At 62.1% G+C, this 20697-nt stretch carries 21 protein-coding genes; 8 read left to right on the plus strand and 13 right to left on the minus strand.

The window, feature by feature from the left end; all coding sequences use genetic code 11:
• Positions 1-22: 22 nt before the first annotated feature.
• Entirely contained in the window at positions 23-1906 is a 1884-nt protein-coding gene (locus tag VH564_RS03615) for an ATP-binding cassette domain-containing protein (RefSeq protein ID WP_423338430.1), read from the minus strand.
• An 85-nt stretch (positions 1907-1991) separates the two neighbouring features.
• Positions 1992-3047 (minus strand): diguanylate cyclase domain-containing protein, encoded by a 1056-nt coding sequence (locus VH564_RS03620; RefSeq protein ID WP_423338431.1) that lies wholly within the window; start codon positions 3045-3047, stop codon positions 1992-1994.
• A gap of 256 nt (positions 3048-3303) precedes the next feature.
• On the opposite strand from VH564_RS03620, the gene ndk reads away from it, so the two are divergent.
• Positions 3304-3726: a nucleoside-diphosphate kinase gene (gene ndk / locus VH564_RS03625; RefSeq protein ID WP_423338432.1), complete on the plus strand. Its 423-nt coding sequence runs from the start codon at positions 3304-3306 to the stop codon at positions 3724-3726.
• A gap of 83 nt (positions 3727-3809) precedes the next feature.
• Here the strand turns inward: ndk and VH564_RS03630 are convergent, their stop codons facing one another.
• Complete coding sequence (locus VH564_RS03630) at positions 3810-4322, minus strand: hypothetical protein (protein ID WP_423338433.1); 513 nt, start codon at positions 4320-4322, stop codon at positions 3810-3812.
• Positions 4319-4870, minus strand: a complete 552-nt coding sequence (locus VH564_RS03635) for a CGNR zinc finger domain-containing protein (RefSeq protein WP_423338434.1) — start codon at positions 4868-4870, stop codon at positions 4319-4321. The genes VH564_RS03630 and VH564_RS03635 overlap by 4 nt, the downstream gene beginning before the upstream one ends.
• A gap of 65 nt (positions 4871-4935) precedes the next feature.
• On the opposite strand from VH564_RS03635, the gene VH564_RS03640 reads away from it, so the two are divergent.
• Positions 4936-5832, plus strand: coding sequence for a branched-chain amino acid ABC transporter permease (locus VH564_RS03640; RefSeq protein WP_423338435.1), 897 nt, complete (start codon positions 4936-4938; stop codon positions 5830-5832).
• 2 nt (positions 5833-5834) lie between these two features.
• Here VH564_RS03640 and VH564_RS03645 read toward each other — a convergent pair whose 3' ends face one another.
• The 5 genes from VH564_RS03645 to VH564_RS03665 all read right to left on the minus strand — a co-directional run bounded on the left by VH564_RS03645 (position 5835) and on the right by VH564_RS03665 (position 10083).
• Positions 5835-6317, minus strand: a complete 483-nt coding sequence (locus tag VH564_RS03645; RefSeq protein ID WP_423338436.1) for a molybdenum cofactor biosynthesis protein MoaE — start codon at positions 6315-6317, stop codon at positions 5835-5837.
• 4 nt (positions 6318-6321) lie between these two features.
• On the minus strand, positions 6322-6576 hold the full coding sequence (gene moaD / locus VH564_RS03650) for a molybdopterin converting factor subunit 1 (RefSeq protein WP_423338437.1): 255 nt from the start codon (positions 6574-6576) through the stop codon (positions 6322-6324).
• Positions 6576-7169 (minus strand): CDP-diacylglycerol--glycerol-3-phosphate 3-phosphatidyltransferase, encoded by a 594-nt coding sequence (gene pgsA / locus VH564_RS03655; protein ID WP_423338438.1) that lies wholly within the window; start codon positions 7167-7169, stop codon positions 6576-6578. Before pgsA ends, moaD begins: the two co-directional genes overlap by 1 nt.
• A gap of 110 nt (positions 7170-7279) precedes the next feature.
• Positions 7280-9319, minus strand: coding sequence for an excinuclease ABC subunit UvrC (uvrC, locus tag VH564_RS03660; RefSeq protein WP_423338439.1), 2040 nt, complete (start codon positions 9317-9319; stop codon positions 7280-7282).
• Entirely contained in the window at positions 9316-10083 is a 768-nt protein-coding gene (locus tag VH564_RS03665) for an SDR family oxidoreductase (protein WP_423338440.1), read from the minus strand. Before VH564_RS03665 ends, uvrC begins: the two co-directional genes overlap by 4 nt.
• A gap of 364 nt (positions 10084-10447) precedes the next feature.
• On the opposite strand from VH564_RS03665, the gene VH564_RS03670 reads away from it, so the two are divergent.
• Positions 10448-11080 carry an outer membrane protein gene (locus VH564_RS03670; protein ID WP_423338441.1) on the plus strand — a complete coding sequence of 211 codons (633 nt, stop codon included), beginning with the start codon at positions 10448-10450 and terminating at the stop codon, positions 11078-11080.
• Positions 11081-11271: 191 nt separating this feature from the next.
• On the opposite strand, the gene VH564_RS03675 is transcribed toward VH564_RS03670, so the two are convergent.
• A complete protein-coding gene (locus VH564_RS03675) occupies positions 11272-11865 on the minus strand; it encodes a glutathione S-transferase family protein (protein ID WP_423338442.1) in 594 nt (197 codons plus the stop codon).
• Between the two features lie 31 nt (positions 11866-11896).
• Positions 11897-12781 (minus strand): 23S rRNA (adenine(2030)-N(6))-methyltransferase RlmJ, encoded by an 885-nt coding sequence (locus VH564_RS03680; RefSeq protein WP_423338443.1) that lies wholly within the window; start codon positions 12779-12781, stop codon positions 11897-11899.
• 21 nt (positions 12782-12802) lie between these two features.
• On the opposite strand from VH564_RS03680, the gene VH564_RS03685 reads away from it, so the two are divergent.
• From VH564_RS03685 to VH564_RS03695, 3 genes are all read left to right on the plus strand, one after another.
• On the plus strand, positions 12803-14986 hold the full coding sequence (locus VH564_RS03685; RefSeq protein WP_423338444.1) for a molybdopterin-containing oxidoreductase family protein: 2184 nt from the start codon (positions 12803-12805) through the stop codon (positions 14984-14986).
• On the plus strand, positions 14983-15576 hold the full coding sequence (locus VH564_RS03690; RefSeq protein WP_423338445.1) for an NUDIX domain-containing protein: 594 nt from the start codon (positions 14983-14985) through the stop codon (positions 15574-15576). Before VH564_RS03685 ends, VH564_RS03690 begins: the two co-directional genes overlap by 4 nt.
• A 104-nt stretch (positions 15577-15680) precedes the next feature.
• Positions 15681-16859 (plus strand): alpha-D-ribose 1-methylphosphonate 5-triphosphate diphosphatase, encoded by a 1179-nt coding sequence (locus VH564_RS03695; RefSeq protein ID WP_423338446.1) that lies wholly within the window; start codon positions 15681-15683, stop codon positions 16857-16859.
• Here VH564_RS03695 and purN read toward each other — a convergent pair whose 3' ends face one another.
• Together purN and purM are read right to left on the minus strand one after the other, a co-directional pair.
• On the minus strand, positions 16860-17549 hold the full coding sequence (purN, locus tag VH564_RS03700; protein WP_423338447.1) for a phosphoribosylglycinamide formyltransferase: 690 nt from the start codon (positions 17547-17549) through the stop codon (positions 16860-16862).
• Entirely contained in the window at positions 17546-18619 is a 1074-nt protein-coding gene (purM, locus tag VH564_RS03705) for a phosphoribosylformylglycinamidine cyclo-ligase (protein ID WP_423338448.1), read from the minus strand. The genes purN and purM overlap by 4 nt, the downstream gene beginning before the upstream one ends.
• Positions 18620-18838: 219 nt before the next feature.
• Here purM and VH564_RS03710 point away from each other — a divergent pair, with 219 nt between their 5' ends.
• Positions 18839-19966, plus strand: coding sequence for an AI-2E family transporter (locus VH564_RS03710; protein ID WP_423338449.1), 1128 nt, complete (start codon positions 18839-18841; stop codon positions 19964-19966).
• 7 nt (positions 19967-19973) lie between these two features.
• Positions 19974-20687, plus strand: coding sequence for a DnaA regulatory inactivator HdaA (gene hdaA, locus VH564_RS03715; RefSeq protein ID WP_423338450.1), 714 nt, complete (start codon positions 19974-19976; stop codon positions 20685-20687).
• The last annotated feature ends 10 nt before the right edge of the window (positions 20688-20697 follow it).

Below are 20697 nucleotides of genomic sequence, written 5' to 3' on the forward strand. Positions count from 1 at the left end.
GCGGCCAACGGAACGCAAATCCTCAGCCAGCCATGGCTGCTTCATACTCGTCCGACAAGATCATCCACTGCTCTTCGCTCTTGGTGATCTTGGCCATGATATCGGCCCGTTCCTTGACCTTGGCCGCAGCCTTGTCCGGGAACTTGTCGTAGATTTCCTGGTCTTCGAGTTCTTTGTCGAGGGCCTGAATCTGCTTCTGTAACTTTTGCGTCAACGCCTCGACATCGTTGATCTTTTTCTTCAACGGCGCGTTAGCGGCGCGCTTGTCGGCGTTGGCCTTGCGCTGCTCGGCCTTGTTGGCCTTGTCTTCCGGGCTCTTCTTGCCGCCCTTGCCGCCGCGCGAGGCGGCGACGATGGTGGTGCGATAGTCCTCGAGGTCGCCGTCATAGTTCATGACGGTGCCGTCCTTGACCAGCCACAGCCGGTCGGCGGTTGCTTCTATCAGGTGGCGGTCATGCGAGATCAGGATGACGGCGCCGGAATATTCGTTCAGCGCCTGGATCAGCGCATTGCGGCTGTCGATGTCCAGATGGTTGGTCGGCTCGTCGAGGATGAGCAGGTTCGGCGCATCGAATGCGGCAAGCCCCATCAGCAGGCGGGCCTTTTCGCCACCCGACAGATCCTTGGCGGCAGTTTCCATCTTGGCGGTGGCAAGGCCCATCTGGGCAACACGCGCGCGCACCTTGCCTTCGGTGGCACCCGGCATGCGCCGGCGCACGTGTTCGACGGCGGTCTGCTCGGGAATGAGGTCGTCCAGCTGGTGCTGGGCGAAGAAACCGATCTTCAGGCCAGACGCCGTCTTGACCGATCCCGGCGAACCGTCGAGCCGACCGGAGATGAATTTGGCGAAGGTCGACTTGCCGTTGCCGTTCGAGCCGAGCAGCGCGATGCGGTCATCGGTGTCGATGCGCAGCGTCAGGTGCTGCAGGATCGGCTTGCCCGGCGTATAGCCAACCGAGCCGCTCTCGATGGCGATGATCGGCGAGGCGGCTTCCTTCTCCGGATCCGGGAACTTGAAGCCCTGGACATTGTCCTCGATGACTGAAGACACCGTGCCCATGCGCTCTAGCGCCTTGACGCGGCTCTGCGCCTGGCGGGCCTTGGAGGCCTTGGCCTTGAAGCGGTCGATGAAGGACTGCAGGTGCTTGCGCGCCGCATCGTTCTTGACCTTGGCCTTGGTCTGCAACTCGTTGGCCTCGGCGCGCTGGCGCTCGAACTGGTCGTAGGAGCCGCGATAGAAGGTCAGCTTCTGCTGGTCGAGGTGTACGATGGCGTTGACTGCCGTGTTGAGCAGGTCGCGGTCATGGCTGATGATGATAACGGTATGCGGATAGCGGCTGATATAGTCCTCCAGCCACAGCGTGCCTTCAAGGTCGAGATAGTTGGTCGGCTCGTCGAGCAGCAGCAGGTCCGGCTCGGAGAAAAGCACGGCGGCAAGCGCCACGCGCATCCGCCAGCCTCCCGAAAAGCTGGAAGCAGGACGCATCTGCGCCTCGGCGTCGAAGCCGAGGCCGGCAAGGATGCTGGCCGCCCGCGATTCCGCCGAATGCGCGCCGATGTCGGAGAGCCGCATATGGATTTCACCGATGCGGTTCGGGTCGGTGGCCGTGTCGGCTTCGGCGAGCAGCGCCTCGCGCTCCTTGTCGGCCTTGAGCACGATTTCCAGCAGAGGCTCTTCCGTGCCGGGCGCTTCCTGGGCGACCTGGCCGATGCGGGCATTCTTCGGAATGGAGACGTTGCCGGTCTCGCTTTCCATGTCGCCGGTGATGATCTTGAAGAGCGTCGACTTGCCGGCGCCGTTCTTGCCGACAAAGCCGGCCTTGATGCCGGCCGGCAGAGCGATGCTCGCCTGGTCGATGAGAAGGCGCCCGGCAATGCGGGCGGAGATGTTGTTGAGCGTGATCATGGGGCGGTTTTGACCGAACTTGCCTTGGATGGCAAGGGTGTGCGCTGCAATAGCGCCTGTGGGGTCGCAAACGCCTGACCGGCCTTTAGTTGCGGGCGCTGCTCATGAACAGCTGCACGGGGCGGCGGCGATTGGTCTGCGCACTGACGAGTGCCGCTTCGGCATGGGCCATCAATTGGGCTGCCGACGACGCGTCGACGCTGAGCGCGATGCCGGCCGAGATGGTCAGGCAGCCCGGATCGTTTTTGTCGGAGCTCGCATAGATCAACGTTTCCTCGACCGATGCACGCAGGCGTGCAGCGATCGCCCGGGCTCCATCGGTATTGACGTCGGTGACCAGGAAGCAGAAATCGTCGCCGGGCATACGGACAACGAGGTCGTTCTTCTTGATGCTCTTTCTGAAAAGCTGCCCGAGCTTCTTCAATAACGTCTTGGCCGCCTGCGGGCCGAACTTGGCGTTGAAGGCGCGGAAGTCGTCGATATCGACCATGATCAGCGCTATGCCCTGCGCGCTATCCGTCTCGTAAAGCTCTGTCAGCTGGTTGATCATGGCGATCTGGTTCGGCAGTCCGGTCACGCGGTCGGTGGCCGCCGCGCTCCGGATGGCCGCATTGCCTCTTTCCAGCGTGTCAATCTTCTCCATCTCGTCCTTCAGCCTCTCCGTCAGCTCCGTTTCATAGAGCATCAGGTTGGTGAGCGAGGCGTTGAGGAAATCCATTTCGGCCGAAAAGGCGGCAAGGCTCTGCATCGGGTCCTCGTTGACCGATTGCGTCACCGTCTCGACCGTATGCACGAAGTTCTGCTTGCGCTTCAGTCCTTCCGAAAGCTGCTCCGCCACGTCGCGCAGCATCTTGGCCGTATCGGCCTGCGATTTTTCGGCCACCAGACCGCAATGGCTGACAAGGCGAAATTTGAGGCCGATCTCGTCGAGCATCGCCTGCGAGGGGTGGGTTCCGAGCATGGCAATCTCGTTCGACATACTGCGATCGGCGCCATAGAGGGCTTCGTGGAAAAGCTGGTAGTTGCGGGGAAGCCCGCGGACGCCGAGCTTGGCCATGTAGTGGCCGACCTTCTGCAGATCGGCCGGGCCGACGGCGGTATTCGCGTTGGTCGAGACGGCGCTCGCCTGCTGGGGCTTCATCACTCTATCCTCGTCGCAGTTGCGATCGCCCTGTCCGGCCTCGCTTTCCTTCACGATAAGTGGGCCTCCGGGTTAAAGCCGGTTTAAAATAGGCGACGGCGTGTCCATTTCGACGAACTGACATCTTCGGCAGTTAACGCCCGGTTGACTGCGCCGGACTGTGACGCTCCCGTGAAATTGCCGCATACCCCTTGTTTTCAGGCGATAGGGCGGTTAAAGACCGCCAACTTTGCCGAAAAAATAAAGGAATGGACCTATGGCCACTGAACGCACTTTTTCGATGATCAAGCCTGACGCAACAAAGCGTAACCTGACGGGCGCGATCATCAAGATATTCGAAGACAATGGCCTGCGAGTTGTTGCCTCCAAGCGCGTCTGGATGAGCAAGCGCGAAGCCGAGGGCTTCTACGCTGTGCACAAGGATCGTCCTTTCTTCGGCGAACTGGTTGAAGGCATGATCTCCGGCCCGACCGTCGTTCAGGTCCTCGAAGGCGAAGGCGCCATCCTCAAGAACCGCGAACTGATGGGCGCGACCAACCCGGCCAACGCTGCCGACGGCACGATCCGCAAGCTGCATGCTTTGTCGATCGGCGAGAACTCGGTACACGGTTCGGATGCTCCGGAAACCGCTGCCGAAGAAATCGCCTACTGGTTCGCCGGTACCGAAATCGTCGGCTGAATCCAGCCGTCGGCAAATTCGCCGAAGTGATTGAATGATAAGAAAAAGCCGGGTCCTTCGCGTCCCGGCTTTTTGCATGTCTGTCACCCGGCCGCCGGACATTTTTCCGGCGTGAAGTCGATCCGGCCATTCTCTTTGAGGAGGTCCGGGTTGATGCTGTAGACCGGCCCGACCACCAGCGGCTTGGCGGCCAGCACCGACTGGTCCTCATCCGAGATTACCTCGGTGCGGATCGTCTGCAAGGTCTTGCCATCGGCATCGACCAGCCGGATGTTGACCGCATAGGGCCGGTCCTTGCGGACGCAGTGGACGGCCGGACTTTGCAGCGTGATCCTGTCCCAGAAGGGAAAGATCTTCTCCCGCACCACGAGCGGATCGCCGCCCATCGGGTTCTCGAATTCGGCAATCGCAAAGCTGCCCTGCGGGATCTCAGCCTTGCGGGCGAGGTTGATCAGGTACGTTGCGGTCGAGACCCGGTAGTTGAAGACGAAATGCCGGCCATTCAGCTCCGTCGGTCCTTCATCGACCTGCCGCTGGCATCCGGTGATTGCCGCCGGAATGAGGACGATCCACATTATGGCAACAGCTGTTCTCATGCCCTCGCTCCCTGCTTCCTGCGTTGATAGTGCCTGGTGGCCTTGGCCCGGTTGCCGCAGACCGCCATGTCGCACCAGCTGCGGCTGCGGTTCTTGCTGCGGTCTATGAACAGCCAGCCGCAATTGCCACAAATCTTCATGCGCTCCTTTTCCGGCGCCGAGAGCAGCCGCAATGTCGAATGCACGGTGGCCGCGTCGAGGCATTCGGGAGAGGCTGCCCCGCGCAGCACAGCAGCCAGGAGCTCCAGCAGATCGGCCAGCAGCGCGTCGGTCGATGTTTTGAGGACGGAGGCGCGGAAATAGGCATCGATCGCTTCCCGCAGCCGCAGGAATGCCGGCCTGTTGTCCGGTCGCACCGGCGCGATCTCGCCGAACAGCGCCCGCTCGGCGCAGAAGCGTACTGCCGCCTGCGGGAAATCTTCCAGCTGGGCAGGCGTCGCGAAGCGATCGATGCGCTGTCCCGCATCGTGGCGCAGCACGACGCTGTTGGCGACATCAAGCGCAAGGGCGCCGCCCGAGAAGCGGTGAGGGGTCCAGGAAAAGCTCATGACAAAATATAACTGGTAAAGAGCATTTTGCCAGTTATTATTTTCTCGAGTCGGAGGAGGCGTGGATGGCTTATCTGCTGCAGCAACTGGCGAATGCCGTCCCGGTCGCCGCGCTCTATGCTGCCTTGGCCTTTGGCTATGCGGTTGCCTTCGGAGTTACGAGGCGGGCCGATATCACCTACGGCGCGCTGTTTGCCTTTGCCGGGCAGATGCTGCTGTTGTTCACCGATGTCGGCTATAACAGGCTGATCCTCGTCCTGCCGGCAGCGCTCGCATTCGGGGTCTTGCTGGCTTTCCTCTATACGACGGGCGCAGGCCTGCTGATCGGTCGCGTGGTCGTCCGCCCGCTGGTAGCGCGATCCCCGAACACGGTCATCGTCGCGGCCTTCGGGGTGCTGATCGTGCTGATGGAAACGGCATGGCTGGCATTGGACACGCGCACTGTCTGGTTGCCGCCGTTCTTCAATACCCGTGTCGTCTTCTGGACAGATGGTGCCTTCGAGGTAACGCTCACGCAGATACAGCTGTTCAACACAGCCGTGATGGCGGCGCTCGTCCTGATCGGGGCCGGTGTGCTGCGCTATACGACCTGGGGACGCATCTGGCGGGCCGTCACCGACGAACCCCTTGCGGCCGAACTCTGTGGTGTCAGCGCCGAAAAGGTTTTCCTCGTCGCCTATGGCAGCGCCGCCCTGGTTGCCACGGTCTGCGGCCTGCTGTCGACATCCTACTACGGCACCATGGATTTTGGTGCCGGCCTGATATTCGGGCTTAAGGTGCTGATGGTCGCCGCCGTCGGTGGCTACGGTAATCCGCTGAAATCGGCAGGCGGTGCAGCCGTCCTCGGCGCGACGGAAACGTTGTGGAGCGCCTATGGACCGTTGATTTGGCGCGATCTGGTGATCTTTTCGCTACTGGTCCTGCTTCTGGTGCTGAGCCGCCGGGAGCGGATCATTCCTTGAGCCTAGCCGGCCGGCGTCCACTTGTTGCGTGCTGCGTCGTCGGCATCGCGGCCGGCGACCCAGTCGCCGGCCTTGCCGCCCGCGCCATGTTCCTTCTTCCAGAACGGGGCGGATGTCTTCAGGAAATCCATGACGAAATTGGCGCCGTCGAAAGCAGCCTGCCGATGGCTGGAGGCTGCGATGACAAGCACGATGTTTTCGCCGGGCGCGATACGGCCGAAGCGGTGGATGGCTGTGAGGCCCTGCAGCCCGAAGCGCTCGATGGCGATGGAGGCGATGCGCAGCATCTCGGCCTCGGCCATGCCGGGATAATGCTCCAGCTCCAGCGCCTCTAGGCTGCCGCCTTCGTCGCGGCAGAGCCCGGAAAAGGTAACCACCGCGCCGATCTCATGACGTCCCGCCGACAGGGCCGCGACCTCCGCCTGCAGGTCGAAATCCTCGTGCTGCACCCGGATGGTCGGCGAAACGGTATCGGCATCGCTCATCAGATCAGCCCCCGGTCATCGGCGGAAAAAGGGCGATCTCGCGGGCGCCGACAATGCTTTCGTCGTGCTCGACATGCTCCATATTGACGGCGATTCGGATGGCGTCGGGGAACGCGAGCGCCATCTCGTACTCCTCTCCGAGGGTCTTCAGATGGGCCAGCAGGTCGGCGCCTGTGATGACCTCGGCCGGAAGCGACAGTTCATCCTCGGCGCGGCCGATCCGCTCGCGAACCCAGGCGAAATAGACGAGCTTGGTCATCAGTCCTCGTCCACCATGTGCTTCAGCCCGACGCGGAAATAGTCGTAGCCGGAATAGATCGTCAGGATGGCCGAGATCCACAGCAGCCCGATGCCGATCTCGGTGGTATGCGGCAGGATCTCGTCGCCCGCCGGACCCGCCAGCAGGAAGGCGATCGCCACCATCTGCGCCGTCGTCTTCCACTTGGCGATGCGCGTAACCGGCACGCTGACGCTGACCTTCAGCTGCGCCAGATATTCGCGCAGCCCCGACACCAGGATTTCGCGGCAGAGAATGATGATCGCAGCCCAGAGCGACCAGCCGGCTATGGTCTGGTCGGCGGCGACCAAGAGCAAGATTGAGGCGATCAGCAGCTTGTCGGCGATCGGATCGAGCATCTTGCCGATATTGGAAGTCTGGTTCCAGATGCGGGCAAGGTACCCGTCGAGAAAGTCGGTGATCGAGGCGATGACGAAGATCCACAGCGCGACCCATCGCGCCGTGTTGCTGATCGACAGCTTTCCCTCGACGAAGAAGCAGATCACGATCAGCGGCACCGCCAGGATGCGACCGTAGGTGAGCAGGTTGGGGATGTTATATGCGCGCGATGCCATGGAAATCGTTTCGTTTGGAGCGTACGGATAAATGACGATCTCTGATCTATACCGTCAACATTGTTTCAGTTTTTCCGCGCTCATTGCGTGGATTTTGCGACCTGCTGCTCTTATTTCGCGGCGTCCTCGTGAAAGTGATTATAGACGAGCCGCGCCACAGTTTCCGAGATGCCCTCGACGGCCAGGAGATCGGTGAACCCGGCCCGCGAGACGGCCTTGGCGGTGCCGAAATGCTGCAGCAGGGCCCGCTTTCGCGAGGGGCCGATGCCGCCGATCTCGTCGAGCGGATTCTTGACGAACTCCTTCTTGCGACGCGCCCGGTGCGAGCCGATGGCAAAGCGGTGCGCCTCGTCGCGCATCCGCTGGATGAAATAGAGCACCGGATCGCGCGGCGGCAGGGTGAAGTTGTCGCCGGATGGCGGGAAAAATCGCTCGCGGCCTGCCTCGCGGTCGACACCCTTGGCGACGCCGATGGCGATGACGCTGTCGGTGATCCCGAGTTCGTCGAGAATGGCGCGCACGGCGGTCATCTGTCCCTGGCCACCATCGATCAGGATGATGTCCGGCCAGGCCGGGAAGGGGGCGTCGGTCTGGTCCTCGCTCTGCACCTTGGTCCGGTCCGGGAGGCCTTCCTCCTTCAGCAGGCGTGAGAAACGCCTCATCATCACTTCGCGCATCATGCCGAAGTCGTCTCCGGGCGTGATCTCCGTCGATTTGATGTTAAACTTGCGGTACTGGCTTTTGACGAAGCCTTCGGGCCCGGCAACCACCATGCCGCCGACGGCATTGGTGCCCATGATGTGCGAGTTGTCGTAGATCTCGATCCGCTGCGGCACGTAGGGGAGCTTGAAGGTCTCCTTGAATCCTTCGAGCAGCCGCGACTGCGAGGCGGTCTCAGCCAGCTTGCGGCCGTGCGCCTCGCGGGCATTGCCGACGACATGGTCGACCAGGTCCTTCTTCTCGCCGCGCTGCGGTACGAGGATGGCAATCTTGTAGCCCGCTTTTTCCGACAGCGCGGCGGCCATCAGATCGAGCTCCTCGATCGTCTCCGACAACAGGATCTGCCGCGGCACCGGCTTGTCGTCGTAAAACTGCGCCAGGAACGAGTTCAGCACCTCGGCCCCGGTCAAGGCCGGATCGGCACGCGGAAAATAGGCGCGGTTTCCCCAGTTCTGGCCGGTGCGGAAGAAGAACACCTGGATGCAGGAAATGCCGCCCTCGTGATGGATGGCGAAGATGTCCGCTTCCTCGACGCCGGCCGGATTGATTCCCTGGTGGCTCTGGACATGCGACAGTGCCGAAAGGCGGTCGCGGTAGACGGCGGCGCTCTCGAAATCGAGATTTTCGGCAGCCGCGTTCATCTCCTCGGCAATGTGGGATTTGACGTTCTGGCTCTTGCCGGAAAGAAAATCCTGGGCTTCCTTCACCAACTCGCCATAGCCCTCATCGCTGACCTCATGGGTGCAGGGGGCGGAGCAGCGTTTGATCTGGTGCAACAGGCAGGGGCGGGTGCGGGTCTCGAAAACGCTGTCGGTGCAGGTCCGCAGCAAAAAGGCGCGCTGCAGCGAGTTGATGGTCCGGCCAACGGCGCCGGCAGACGCAAAGGGGCCGAAATAGGCGCCCTTGCGGCTGCGCGCACCGCGATGCTTGAAGATCGCCGGAGCGCGGTGGTCGCCAGTGATGAGGATATAGGGAAACGACTTGTCGTCTCGCAGCAGCACGTTGTAGCGCGGCCGTAGCCGCTTGATCAGATTGGCTTCCAGCAGCAGCGCTTCGGTTTCCGTGCGGGTGGTGACGAACTCCATGTTCGCCGTCTCGCGGATCATCTTGCCGATGCGGTTGGAATGGCCACGCCCGAGCGCGTAGTTGCTGACGCGCTTCTTCAGGCTGCGGGCCTTGCCGACATAGAGCACGTCGCCGGCCTCGTTGAACATACGGTAGACGCCCGGCGCATTCGGCAGGCGCTTGACGAATTCGCCGATCAGTTCGGCGCCCTTCAGGCCAGTCTCGTTCTTGCCGCCTTCATTCCAGTCGACCGCCGCCACCAGAGCAGGGAGGGCGCTATCGCCACCCTCGACCTCGACGTCTTCCTCAACGTCGTCCGATTCGTCATAGAGAACGCCGCCCTCGGGCAGCTTTCTTGCATTCATTCCGCAGTCTCCGGCACGTCAGGCGTTTCCCAAGCCAGATGCTGGCCGCCATCAAGGGCAATCATTTGGCCCGTGATCGAGGGCGTGTCAAAAAGAAAGCGGATAGTCCGGCCGAATTCCTCGAGACCGGGACCGGCCTTCATGATTAGCCCGTCGATCTGCGCCTGAAAATCCTCCGGCGACTGTCGGCTGCTCGCGAGTGTCGGGCCGGGACCGATGGCATTGACGCGGATCCGAGGCGCGAAGGATTGGGCCAGTGTCTGTGTGGCTGTCCAGAGAGCCGACTTTGACAAGGTGTAGGAATAGAATCGCGGATTGAGCGCCCAAACCCGTTGATCGATCATATTGACGATCAGGCCCTGTACGCCCTCCGGCAATTGCCTCGCGAAATCGGCCGAAAGGATGGACGGTGCCCGGACATGCACGGCGAAATGGGCGTCGAAAGCTTCGCCGTCAAAATTCGATGCGTCGTCGCGACGAAACACCGAGGCGTTGTTGATCAGCAGATCCAGGGGGCCGAGGACAGATTTCGCCTGCTCGACGAGACTCAGAACCTCCGAATTATTTTGCAGGTCGGCCTTGACCTGAATCGCCCGAATGCCGCTCTGCCGCAGTTCAGCCACCAGCGCCTCGGCTTCATCAGTCGAACGGTTCGAGTGAATGGCAATATTGAATCCATGGGATGCCAGATCGCGCGCGATTGCACTGCCTATCCGGCGGGAAGCGCCGGTGATCAGCGCGCTTCGAAGTCTGTTGTCTGCCAAAATCTTGCCTTTTCACTGCGTTGAACCAGTTAGCACTTATATAGGGTGGCGATAGACCATATCAAAAGGTCGGAATGCACGGCATCGAGCGGCAGCTCTGCTGTGTAAAACGTGATCTATAGTTGAGTAAAATTAAGTATATTCGCTTTAATGATTTGTTATGGTTAACGAATGTCCTGTGGCGCTAAAGCAACATCGAATTTCAGCCATGTCGCTGCCACAATGATTTCACATTTTAGCTCTTCCAAATCCGCAATTGCATTCCAAATTACAGTCATCCGGGAGGGACAATCCAGGAATTGCTCGGGGCGCTCGATCTCTAGGACAGTAGGCGACGCCGCGAGACTTATTAGGAGAATTAAGTATGCGTAACATCATCACGACCCTCATGGCTTCGGCTTTCGTTATCGGCGGTTTCTCTGCAGCAATGGCTGCCGACGCAGTCGAGCAGATTCCTCAGCCTCCCGTTGCTCAGGACGCCCCGGTTGTCAGCAACTGGGCCGGCTTCTACCTCGGCGCCGCTGGCACGTACAACATGGGCAAGATCCGCGGCCAGGGCGGTAGCGCTGACGCTTGGGGCGGCCAGGTTTACTCGGGCTACAACTGGCAGGACGGCCAGATCGTGTACGGTATCGAAGGTGACGTAGGCTACTCCGGTGCCGACAACACCCGCAACGGCATCACGGGCAAGCAGCAGACCAACGGCTCCGTTCGCGGCCGCCTCGGCTACGACTTCAACCCCTTCATGCTGTACGGCACCGCCGGTGTTGCTGCTGGTCAGCTGAAGATGTCCGACGGCACGTCGTCCGACAAGAACACCGCTGTCGGCTGGACGGTTGGTGCTGGTGCCGAAACCATGGTCACCAACAACATCTCGGCCCGTCTCGAATATCGCTACACCGATTTCGGCAAGAAGAACTTCGACCTCGACTCGGGCAATGTATCGCGCGGCTACGACGAGAACAGCGTCAAGGTCGGTATCGGCTACAAGTTCTAAGACTTCGATAGATACTAAGGAAGAAGCCGGGCTCGTCCCGGCTTTTTTCGTTTCTACAGTTCCGGGATTTTATCGCGGGCGAATTGCCCGGTCGGCGACAAAGCCGGAAATGCGGAGAAGGACGTGCAGCCTTGCCGGCCGGTTTCCGTGCGTCGCTTGCGGCTAAGGCGATTCGGAGTGGGCGCAGCGGTCTATTGCGGCTTCAGCTCCGCGAAGGCGGGGAAGCGCTTTTCGAAATCGCGCAGCCAGTAAACGAGCGCCTTGTTATTGTCTTCCCATTCACCGGCGAATCGCAGCTGCAGGTAGCCAAGCATGGCGGCCATGGCGAAGTGTCCGCCGTTCAGCTTGCGGCCGAGCTTCGGCGGTTCGTCGTTTAGATAGCCAAGGGTCCGCTCCACCTTGGCCCACTGGCGGTCGATCCAGGGCTGGAAGACTTTCTCTTCCGTGCGGAGTCGGCGTTCGTAGACGATCGACAGCAGGCAGTCGCAGGTGCCGTCGCAAAGCGCCTCGAGGACATCGGCCTTGGTGCGCTTTGCCTGGCTGCCGGGATAGAGCCGCTTGCCTTCCATGCGTCCGAAATAATGGTTGATGCCGCGGCTGTCGAAGACCGCGACCCCGTCGTCGGTAAGGAGCGTCGGGATCTTGCCGAGCGGGTTGTTGTCGATGAGAACGGAAGGGCCGGCGTTTGTGTCGACGCTGATTTCCGTGAGCTTGATATCGAGATAGCGAGCCGCCATCCTGACCTTGGACGAGTACGGCGATGTCGGCGAGCAGAGAAGCTTCATGGCTGTCTTTCCAATGGGGAAGGGGGAAATCTCAGATATCTTCGTCTGCCTCCGGCTTGCGGGCTGACTGTTCGCCGCGCAGCCAGAAGGCCCGGTTCGAGGAAAAACGGTCCTGCGCCAGGATTTCTTTCAGTACCGGCAACAGCGCGTGCAACTCGTCCTTCAGCGTGAAGGGCGGGTTGACGATGACGAGACCGGAGCCGGACAGTCCGGTGAAGTCGCGCTCGGTGCGAACCGCCAGCTCGGCGCAAAGCATCTTTGGAATTTCGAGCGCCTGCAGCGCCTCGTGGAAAGCCTTGATCGGCGCATCCTTCTTCAGCGGATACCAGAGGCAATAGGTGCCGCCGGGAAAGCGGCGATAGGCACGCGCCAGACCCTCGACCAGCCGGTCATATTCGCCTTCGATCTCGAAGGGTGGATCGACCAGCACGATGCCGCGCTTTTCCTTCGGCGGCAGATGGGCGCCGAGCGCCAGCCAGCCGTCGAGCTCCGTCACGCGCACCTGGTGGTCGCCCTCGAACAACCGGTGCAGGCGCTGATGGTCCTCTGGGTGAAGCTCCATCGCCGACAGGCGGTCCTGCGGCCGGAACAAGAGGCTCGCGAGCTTCGGCGAGCCGGGATAGAATTGCAGTCCGCCCTCTGGATTGAGCGTGTGGATGGCGGTGAGGTAGGGCTCGAGCAGGGCGGCTGCCTGCGGCGGCAGATCGGCGGCCATCACCCGGCCAATGCCATCGAGCCACTCGCCGGTCTTCTGCGCTTCCTCCGACGACAGGTCGTAAAGTCCGATGCCGGCGTGAGTGTCGAGCACCCGGAACGCCTTGTCCTTCGTCTGCATGTAGCGGATCAGCCGGGCGAGGACCGCATGCTTGAAGACATCGGCGAAATTGCCCGCATGGTAGATATGCCGATAGTTCATTGTCGGTGATGCCTGCATGAAATGTTGCGATGCACCGGTTTTTGTCTTTTGGCCGGCTTCGTCCTGAAATATACGTATGCGATGAACATTGCGACCCCCATTCCGGCAAAAGCCAAAATCGGCCACACGGCCTGTCCGCACGACTGTCCGTCGACCTGCGCGCTCGAGATCGAGATCTCCGAGGAGGGCCGCATCGGCCGCGTCCGCGGCGCCGGCGACCATTCCTACACGTCGGGCGTCATCTGCGCCAAGGTCGCCCGCTACGCCGAGCGGCTCTACCATCCGGATCGCCTGATGAAACCCGTCCGTCGCCTCGGCGCCAAGGGCGAGGGGCGCTGGGGGGATATCTCCTGGGACGACGCGCTCGACGAGATCGCCAACGCCTTCGTCAAGGCGGAGACGAAGGATGGAAGCGAAGCGATCTGGCCCTATTTCTACGCCGGCACGATGGGCTGGGTGCAGCGCGACTCGATCGAGCGGCTGCGCCACGCCAAGCGCTACTCCGGCTTCTTCTCGTCGATCTGCACCAATCCGGCCTGGACCGGCTTCACCATGGCGACCGGCGTGTTGCGCGGCCCCGATCCGCACGAGATGGGGCGCACCGATTGCGTTGTGATCTGGGGCACCAATGCGGTCGTCACCCAGGTCAACGTGATGACCCACGCCATCAAGTCGCGCAAGGAGCGCGGCGCCAAGATCGTCGTCATCGACATCTACGACAATCCGACGATGAAGCAGGCGGACCTCGCGCTCATCGTCAAACCGGGCACCGACGCGGCGCTCGCCTGCGCCGTCATGCACATCGCCTTCCGCGACGGCTATGCCGACCGTGCCTATATGGCCCGATACGCCGACGATCCCGCCGGCTTAGAAGCCCATCTGCAGACCCGCACGCCGGCCTGGGCCGCAGATATCACCGGCCTTTCGGTCGAGGAGATCGAGGCCTTCGGCGCGCTCGTCGGCCAGACGAAAAAGAGCTATTTCCGCCTCGGCTACGGCTTCACCCGCCAGCGCAATGGCGCAATCGCCATGCATGCGGCAGCCTCCATCGCCACCGTTCTCGGCTCCTGGCAATATGAGGGCGGCGGCGCCTTCCATTCCAACAGCGCTATCTTCCAGATGAACAGCGCCGAACTGACCGGCCGTTCGATGAAGGATGACGACGTCAGGATGATCGACCAGTCGCAGATCGGCCGGGCGCTGACCGGCGATGCCGACGCCCTGCGCCACCGCGGCCCGGTCACGGCGATGCTGATCCAGAACACCAATCCGGTCAACATCGCGCCGGAACAGCGGCTGGTGAAGCGCGGCTTTGCCCGCGACGACCTCTTCGTCGCCGTGCACGAGCAGTTCATGACCGACACCGCCGCCATGGCCGACATCGTGCTGCCGGCGACGATGTTCGTCGAGCATGACGACATCTATCGCGCCGGCGGCCAGAACCATATCCTGCTCGGCCCGAAACTGGTCGAGCCGCCGGAAACGGTGCGCACGAACCTCTTCGTCATTGAGGAACTCGCCAAGCGCCTCGGCGTCGCCGACCGGCCGGGCTTCGGCTTCACCGCCCGCGAGATGGTCGACCGCATTCTCGCCGCCAGCCACCTGCCGGACTACGACTATTTCCTCGAGCACAAATGGTTCGACCGCCAGCCGGATTTCGACAAGGCGCATTTCATCGATGGCTTTGCCCATCCGGACGGAAAATTCCGCTTCCGCCCTGACTGGAGCAATCAGCCGGCACCGAACCGCCCGCCGAAGTCGGTCGGTCTGCTCGGTCCGCATGCCGAGCTGCCCGTCTTCCCCGACCAGGTCGACGTCATCGAAACCGCTGATGCGGAACATCCCTTCCGCCTGGCAACCTCGCCGGCGCGCAATTTTCTCAACTCCAGCTTCGCCGAGACCAAGACCTCCCGCCAAAAGGAAGGGCGCCCGGAGGTGATGATCAATCCCACTGATGCCGCAGCGCATGGAATCGTTGCTGGTGATCTCGTGCGGATCGGCAATGGTCGCGGCGACATTCGCCTGCATGCGCGCATTACCACGGAGGTCAAGCCCGGCGTTCTGATTGCCGAGGGCCTTTGGCCGAACAGTGCGCATGTCGATGGCGAGGGGATTAATGTGCTGACGGGCGCCGATCCGGTCGCGCCCTATGGCGGGGCGGCGGTCCACGACAACAAGGTCTGGTTACGCAGGGATGCCCAATGACGAAATTTGAAAAGGCCGGGGTCGAGATCGTCGGCAAGACGACGCTGTCGAAAGGCTGGACCGAGCTCAGCAGCTACGACATCGACTATACCGCCTCCGACGGCCAGACCCACCGCCTTAAGCGCGAGATCTATCACCGCACGCCGGCGGCAACCATCCTGCTCTACGATGTCAAGCGAGAGACGGTGGTCCTGGTCCGCCAGTTCCGCCTTGCCGCCCATCTGAATGGCGATCCGGGCTGGATGATAGAGACGCCAGCCGGCCTGCTGGATGGCGACGAGCCGGAAGCAGCCATCCGCCGCGAGGCCATGGAGGAAACCGGCTATCGTATCCGTGATGTCAGGTTCCTGTTCAAAGCCTACATGGCGCCCGGTGCTGTCAGCGAGGTCGTCCATTTCTTCGCCGCCGCCGTCGACAGCGGGGATCGCGTCTCCGCTGGTGGGGGCCTTGCCGAGGAGCATGAAGACATCGAGGTCATGGAGGTGCCGCTGTCGGAGGCGCTGGATATGATCGCCGCCGGCGTCATCATCGATGGCAAGTCTATCATGCTGCTGCAATGGGCAGCATTGAACAGTGGCAGCCTCGCCTGAGCCGCGTAAGATTTCCTGTCTAGCGACCGAGGCTTCATGAAACGGTCATCGACCCACACTAAGGCCAGCCGGTCGATAGCCGTCGTATCCAAGGAGATTCTCTCATGTGGCTCAGCAATTTCAAGCTTGTCCTTGTTGATGAGGTTATCGAGGCCGGTGCCGTCAGGATCGAGGACGGCGTTATCGCCGAGATCAGGGCCGAGCCGGTGACCGATGCGACCTTCGAGGGCGGCGGCCGGCTGCTGATGCCCGGTTTCGTCGATTTGCATGGCGACATGATCGAGCGCGAGATCGCACCACGGCCGAATGCGATGATGCCGATCGATTTCGGCATCCACGAGCTCGACAAGAAGCTCGCCGCATCCGGCATCACCACGGCCTATGCCGCGCTGTCGTTTGCTACCGAGAGTGTCTACGGCCACATCCGCTCGCTGGAAAACACCCGCGCCATCATCGAGAGCATCCACCGCCTGAAGGATGGCCTGCTGGTCGACCACCGCGTCCACGCCCGCTACGAGATCACGAATCTTGCCGCCTCGGCCGTCCTGCAAAAACTCATCGCCGACGACCTCATCGACATGGTGTCGCTGACAGACCATACGCCCGGCCAGGGCCAGTATCACGATATCGAAGGCTACACGGGGCGGATGGCCGCGCAGCGCGGCATCTCGATCGCCGCCGCCGAGGAGGTCGTCGCCAGGCGCATTGCGCTGCGGAGCAATCCGGAGGTCGAGGCGCGGCTGCGCGAAATCACCGATCTTTCGCTGAAGCACCGGCTGTCGCTCGCCTCCCATGACGACGACAGCGTGGAGAAGGTGGTCGAGATGCACGGATTTGGAGTCACCATCAGCGAATTCCCCGTGACCATCGAAGCGGCCCGCGAAGCTTGCCGGCTTGGCCTGTGGACGCTGATGGGCGCCCCGAACGCGCTGCGCGGCCTGTCGATGATCGGCAATCTCAGCGCTCTCGATGCCGCCGGCGCCGGGCTGTTGAACATTATCGCCGCCGATTACCATCCGGCCGCCTTCCTCTCGGCGACCTTCAAGATCGCTGCGGCCATCGATGGAAACCTGGCGGCGGCGGTTGCCATGGCCAGCCGCAATCCGGCAAGGGCGGCGGGACTGATGGACAGGGGCGAAATCGCGATCGGCCAGAAAGCCGACCTGATTGCAGTCGAGCCCGGCGCCGTGCCGCGCGTGCGGACTACTTTTCGCGGCGGCCGCGTCGTCTACAGCGACGGCACGCTGCATCCGCATCGTCTGCATCCGGCGCTGGTCGCCTGATCAGACCTTGTCGGGATCGACCAGCAGCGCGATCAGCTTCTTCAGGGCTGGTGGGATCAACGTGCCGCCAGCTTCCGGGGTCGTGACCGTGACGCCCTTTTCCATCCGCACCTTGCCTTCTGAAATCAGCTTGAGCGCCAGCGGATAGAGCTGGTGCTCGACCGTCAGCACCCGCTTCGCCAAGGTCTCGGCCGTGTCGTCGACCAGGACGGCCACGGAGCCCTGGCCGATGACCGGCCCCTCATCCATGCCCTCGGTCACGAAGTGCACGGTGCAGCCGACGATCTTCATGCCGGCGTCGAGCGCCCGCTGGTGCGTGTGAAGACCCGGAAACAGCGGCAGCAGGGATGGATGGATGTTGATGATCCGCCCCTGGTAGCGTTTGATGAACGCGCCGGTGAGCAGCCGCATATAGCCTGCAAGACAGAGGATGTCGGGCTGCAGCTTGTCGAGCTCGGCAAGGATCGCAGCCTCGTGGGCTTCCTTGCTTTTGAAATCGCCGCGCGGAATGGCAATCGCCGGTATGCCCTCCGCCGTCGCCTTGGCAAGACCGCCGGCCTCGGCCCTATCGGAGATGACACCGACGATCTCGGCCGGATAATCGGGCGCCTGTGCCGCCTTGATCAGCGACATCATGTTGGAGCCGGTGCCGGAGATGAAGATGACGGCGCGCTTGCGCGTATCGCTCATAGGGCAAGGGTTCCCTGATAGACGGTGCCGGCAGCCCCTTCGGCGCGACCGATCATCCGGCCGAGAACGATGACGGCTTCGCCTTCGGCCTCGAGCGACTTGGTGACGGCATCGACATTTTCGCTGGCGACAACCACGATCATGCCGACCCCGCAGTTGAAGGTCCGCAGCATTTCATGAGCCGCGACTCCGCCCGTCCTGGCGAGCCAGGAGAAGACTGGCGGAACCTTGACGGCGGAAAGGTCGATCTCGGCTGCCAGGTGCTTGGGCAGCACGCGCGGAATGTTCTCGGGAAAGCCGCCGCCGGTGATATGGGCGAGCGCCTTCAGCGCCTTGGTCTCGCGGATCGCCTTCAGCAGCGGCTTGACATAGATGCGGGTGGGCGTCAGCAGGGCCTCGCCAAGCGTCTTGCCCTCGGCGAAGGGTGCGGGCGCATCCCAGGCGAGGCCCGAGAGGGTGACGATCTTGCGCACCAGCGAAAAGCCGTTCGAATGCACGCCCGATGAGGACAGCCCGAGGATGACGTCGCCCTCAGTGATGTCACGGGTCGGCAGCAGCTCGTGGCGCTCGGCGGCGCCGACGGCAAAGCCGGCGAGATCATAGTCGCCGTCGGAGTACATGCCCGGCATCTCGGCGGTCTCGCCGCCCAGAAGCGCGCAGCCCGCCTCGCGGCAACCGGCGGCGATGCCTGTGACGATGGCGGCGCCCTGGTCGGTATCCAGCTTGCCGGTGGCGAAATAGTCGAGGAAGAACAGCGGCTCTGCGCCCTGCACGACGAGGTCGTTGACGCACATGGCGACGAGATCGATGCCGACGGTGTCGTGATAGTTGGCGTCGATGGCGATCTTGAGCTTGGTGCCGACGCCGTCATTGGCCGCGACCAGGATGGGATCGGTAAAGCCGGCCGCCTTGAGGTCGAACAGGCCGCCGAAGCCGCCGATTTCGCCGTCCGCGCCAGGCCGGCGCGTCGAGCGCACCGCTGGCTTGATCTTCTCGACGAGGAGGTTGCCGGCATCTATGTCGACGCCCGCGTCGCTATAGGTAAGGCCGTTTTTTCCCGACTGGCTCATGCTGCGGTCTCCGGTCGGCGCTGGCGCGCCCTGGCAATAGGGTTTTGACCGGGTCGCCATTGCATGGCAAGCCTCTTTATGCAAGGCATTGGCAATCAAACCCCCGATTTTCACTGTCCGTCGCGGCATTGTCGCCATTGCTTGTTAGAGCCTTGACGCTAGTTCAGCCGCTATCCTATGTGCTAAGCAACGGCACCAGCAGCAAAGATCAGGAATATCATGGAGCAACCTTCGACCGTTATCGATCTGAAGCGGCAGGTCTTTTTCTGGCTGGTCATCCTGGCCTTCTTCATCGCCTTCCTGTTTCTGTTCTCGACCATCCTGCTGCCGTTCATCGCCGGCATGGCGATCGCCTATTTCCTCGATCCGGTCGCCGACTGGCTGGAGCGTCGCGGTCTCAGCCGGACGATGGCGACCTTGCTTATTCTCGTCGCCTTCGTGCTGGTCTTCGCCCTCGCGCTGACGATCCTGATCCCGATCATCGTCAACCAGTTCAACGACTTCCTGCAGCAGGTGCCCGGCTATGTCGAGCAATTCCAGAAGTTCATCACCAACACCCAGAACTCCATCGTGCCGCAATGGATCCGCAATCAGGCGGGAACGATCAAGGATAATTTCTCGACCATCATGTCGGACGGCGTCAGCTTCGTCGCTGGCCTGTTCGGCCAACTCTGGAGCTCGGGCAAAGCGCTGGTCAATATCGTTTCCCTGATGGTGGTGACGCCGGTCGTGGCCTTCTACATGCTTCTCGACTGGGATCGGATGATCGCCAAGGTCGATGCCTGGATCCCCCGTGAGCATGTCAGCTCCGTGCGCCAGATCGCCCGGGAGATCGACCAGGCCATCGCGGGGTTCATTCGCGGCCAGGGCTCGCTCTGCATCATTCTCGGCGTCTACTACGGCGTCGGCCTGTCGCTGGTCGGCCTCAATTTTGGCCTGCTGATCGGAATGTTTGCCGGCATGATCAGCTTCATTCCCTATGTCGGCTCGCTGGTCGGCCTGTTTCTCGCGGGGGGCGTGGCGATCGTGCAGTTCTGGCCCGACTATCCCTGGATCGCGCTGGTTCTGGCCGTGTTCTTCACGGGCCAGTTCCTCGAGGGCAACATCCTGCAACCGAAGCTGGTCGGCTCAAGTGTCGGACTGCATCCGGTCTGGCTGATGTTCGCGCTCTTTGCCTTCAGCGTCATGTTCGGTTTCGTCGGACTGCTGATCGCCGTCCCTGCTGCGGCAGCCTGCGGCGTGCTTGTCCGGTTCGCGCTTTCGCGCTATCTTGAAAGCGACCTGTACCATGGACGCAAGCTGATCCTGCCGGCCCGTAAGGTCATAGACAGCAATCCAGAGAAATAACGCTGCCATGAGCGATGTGAGGAAGGCTGATCCGAGGCGCCGTGGCGCCGAGCAGCTGCCGCTGGCATTCGTTCACGATGCCGCCAGCGGCCGTGAGGACCTGCGCGTGTCGGCGCGGTTGCAGGCAGCCGTGGCAATCGTCGACAGCTGGCCAGCCTGGCCGTCGCCGGTGGTCATCCTCGCAGGGCCCGTCGGATCGGGAAAGTCGCATCTCGCCAGCATCTGGCGCGAGCACAGCGGCGCGACCAGCATCCATCCCGTAGAGGGCAGCGACGCCGCGCTTGCAGCCGCCCGCGGCCCGGTCATCTTCGAGGATGCCGATCGGGTCGGTTTCGACGACGCCGAGCTTTTTCATGTCATCAACAGCGTCCGGGAAAACCGTACCGGCCTGATGATCACCAGCCGGCTATGGCCGATCTCCTGGCCGGTGACGCTGCCGGACCTCGCGTCGCGCCTGAAGGCCGCCACCACGGTGGAAATCGGCGAGCCGGACGAGGAGTTGCTGTCGCAGGTCATCGTCAAGCTGTTTGCCGATCGTCAGCTCTACATAGAAGACAAACTCGTCCTCTATATCGTCGGCAGGATGGAGCGGTCGCTGGGTGCCGCCCAGACCATCGTCGAGCGGTTGGATCGGCTGGCGCTCTCGCGCGGCACGCGAATTACGCGAGCTCTTGCGGCTGAGGTCTTGAATGAATTGGGTAATTTAGATTCTCTCGATTGACTGTCACAGT

It is taken from the genome of Rhizobium sp. HT1-10 (assembly GCF_049472505.1).
Classification (GTDB): domain Bacteria; phylum Pseudomonadota; class Alphaproteobacteria; order Rhizobiales; family Rhizobiaceae; genus Rhizobium.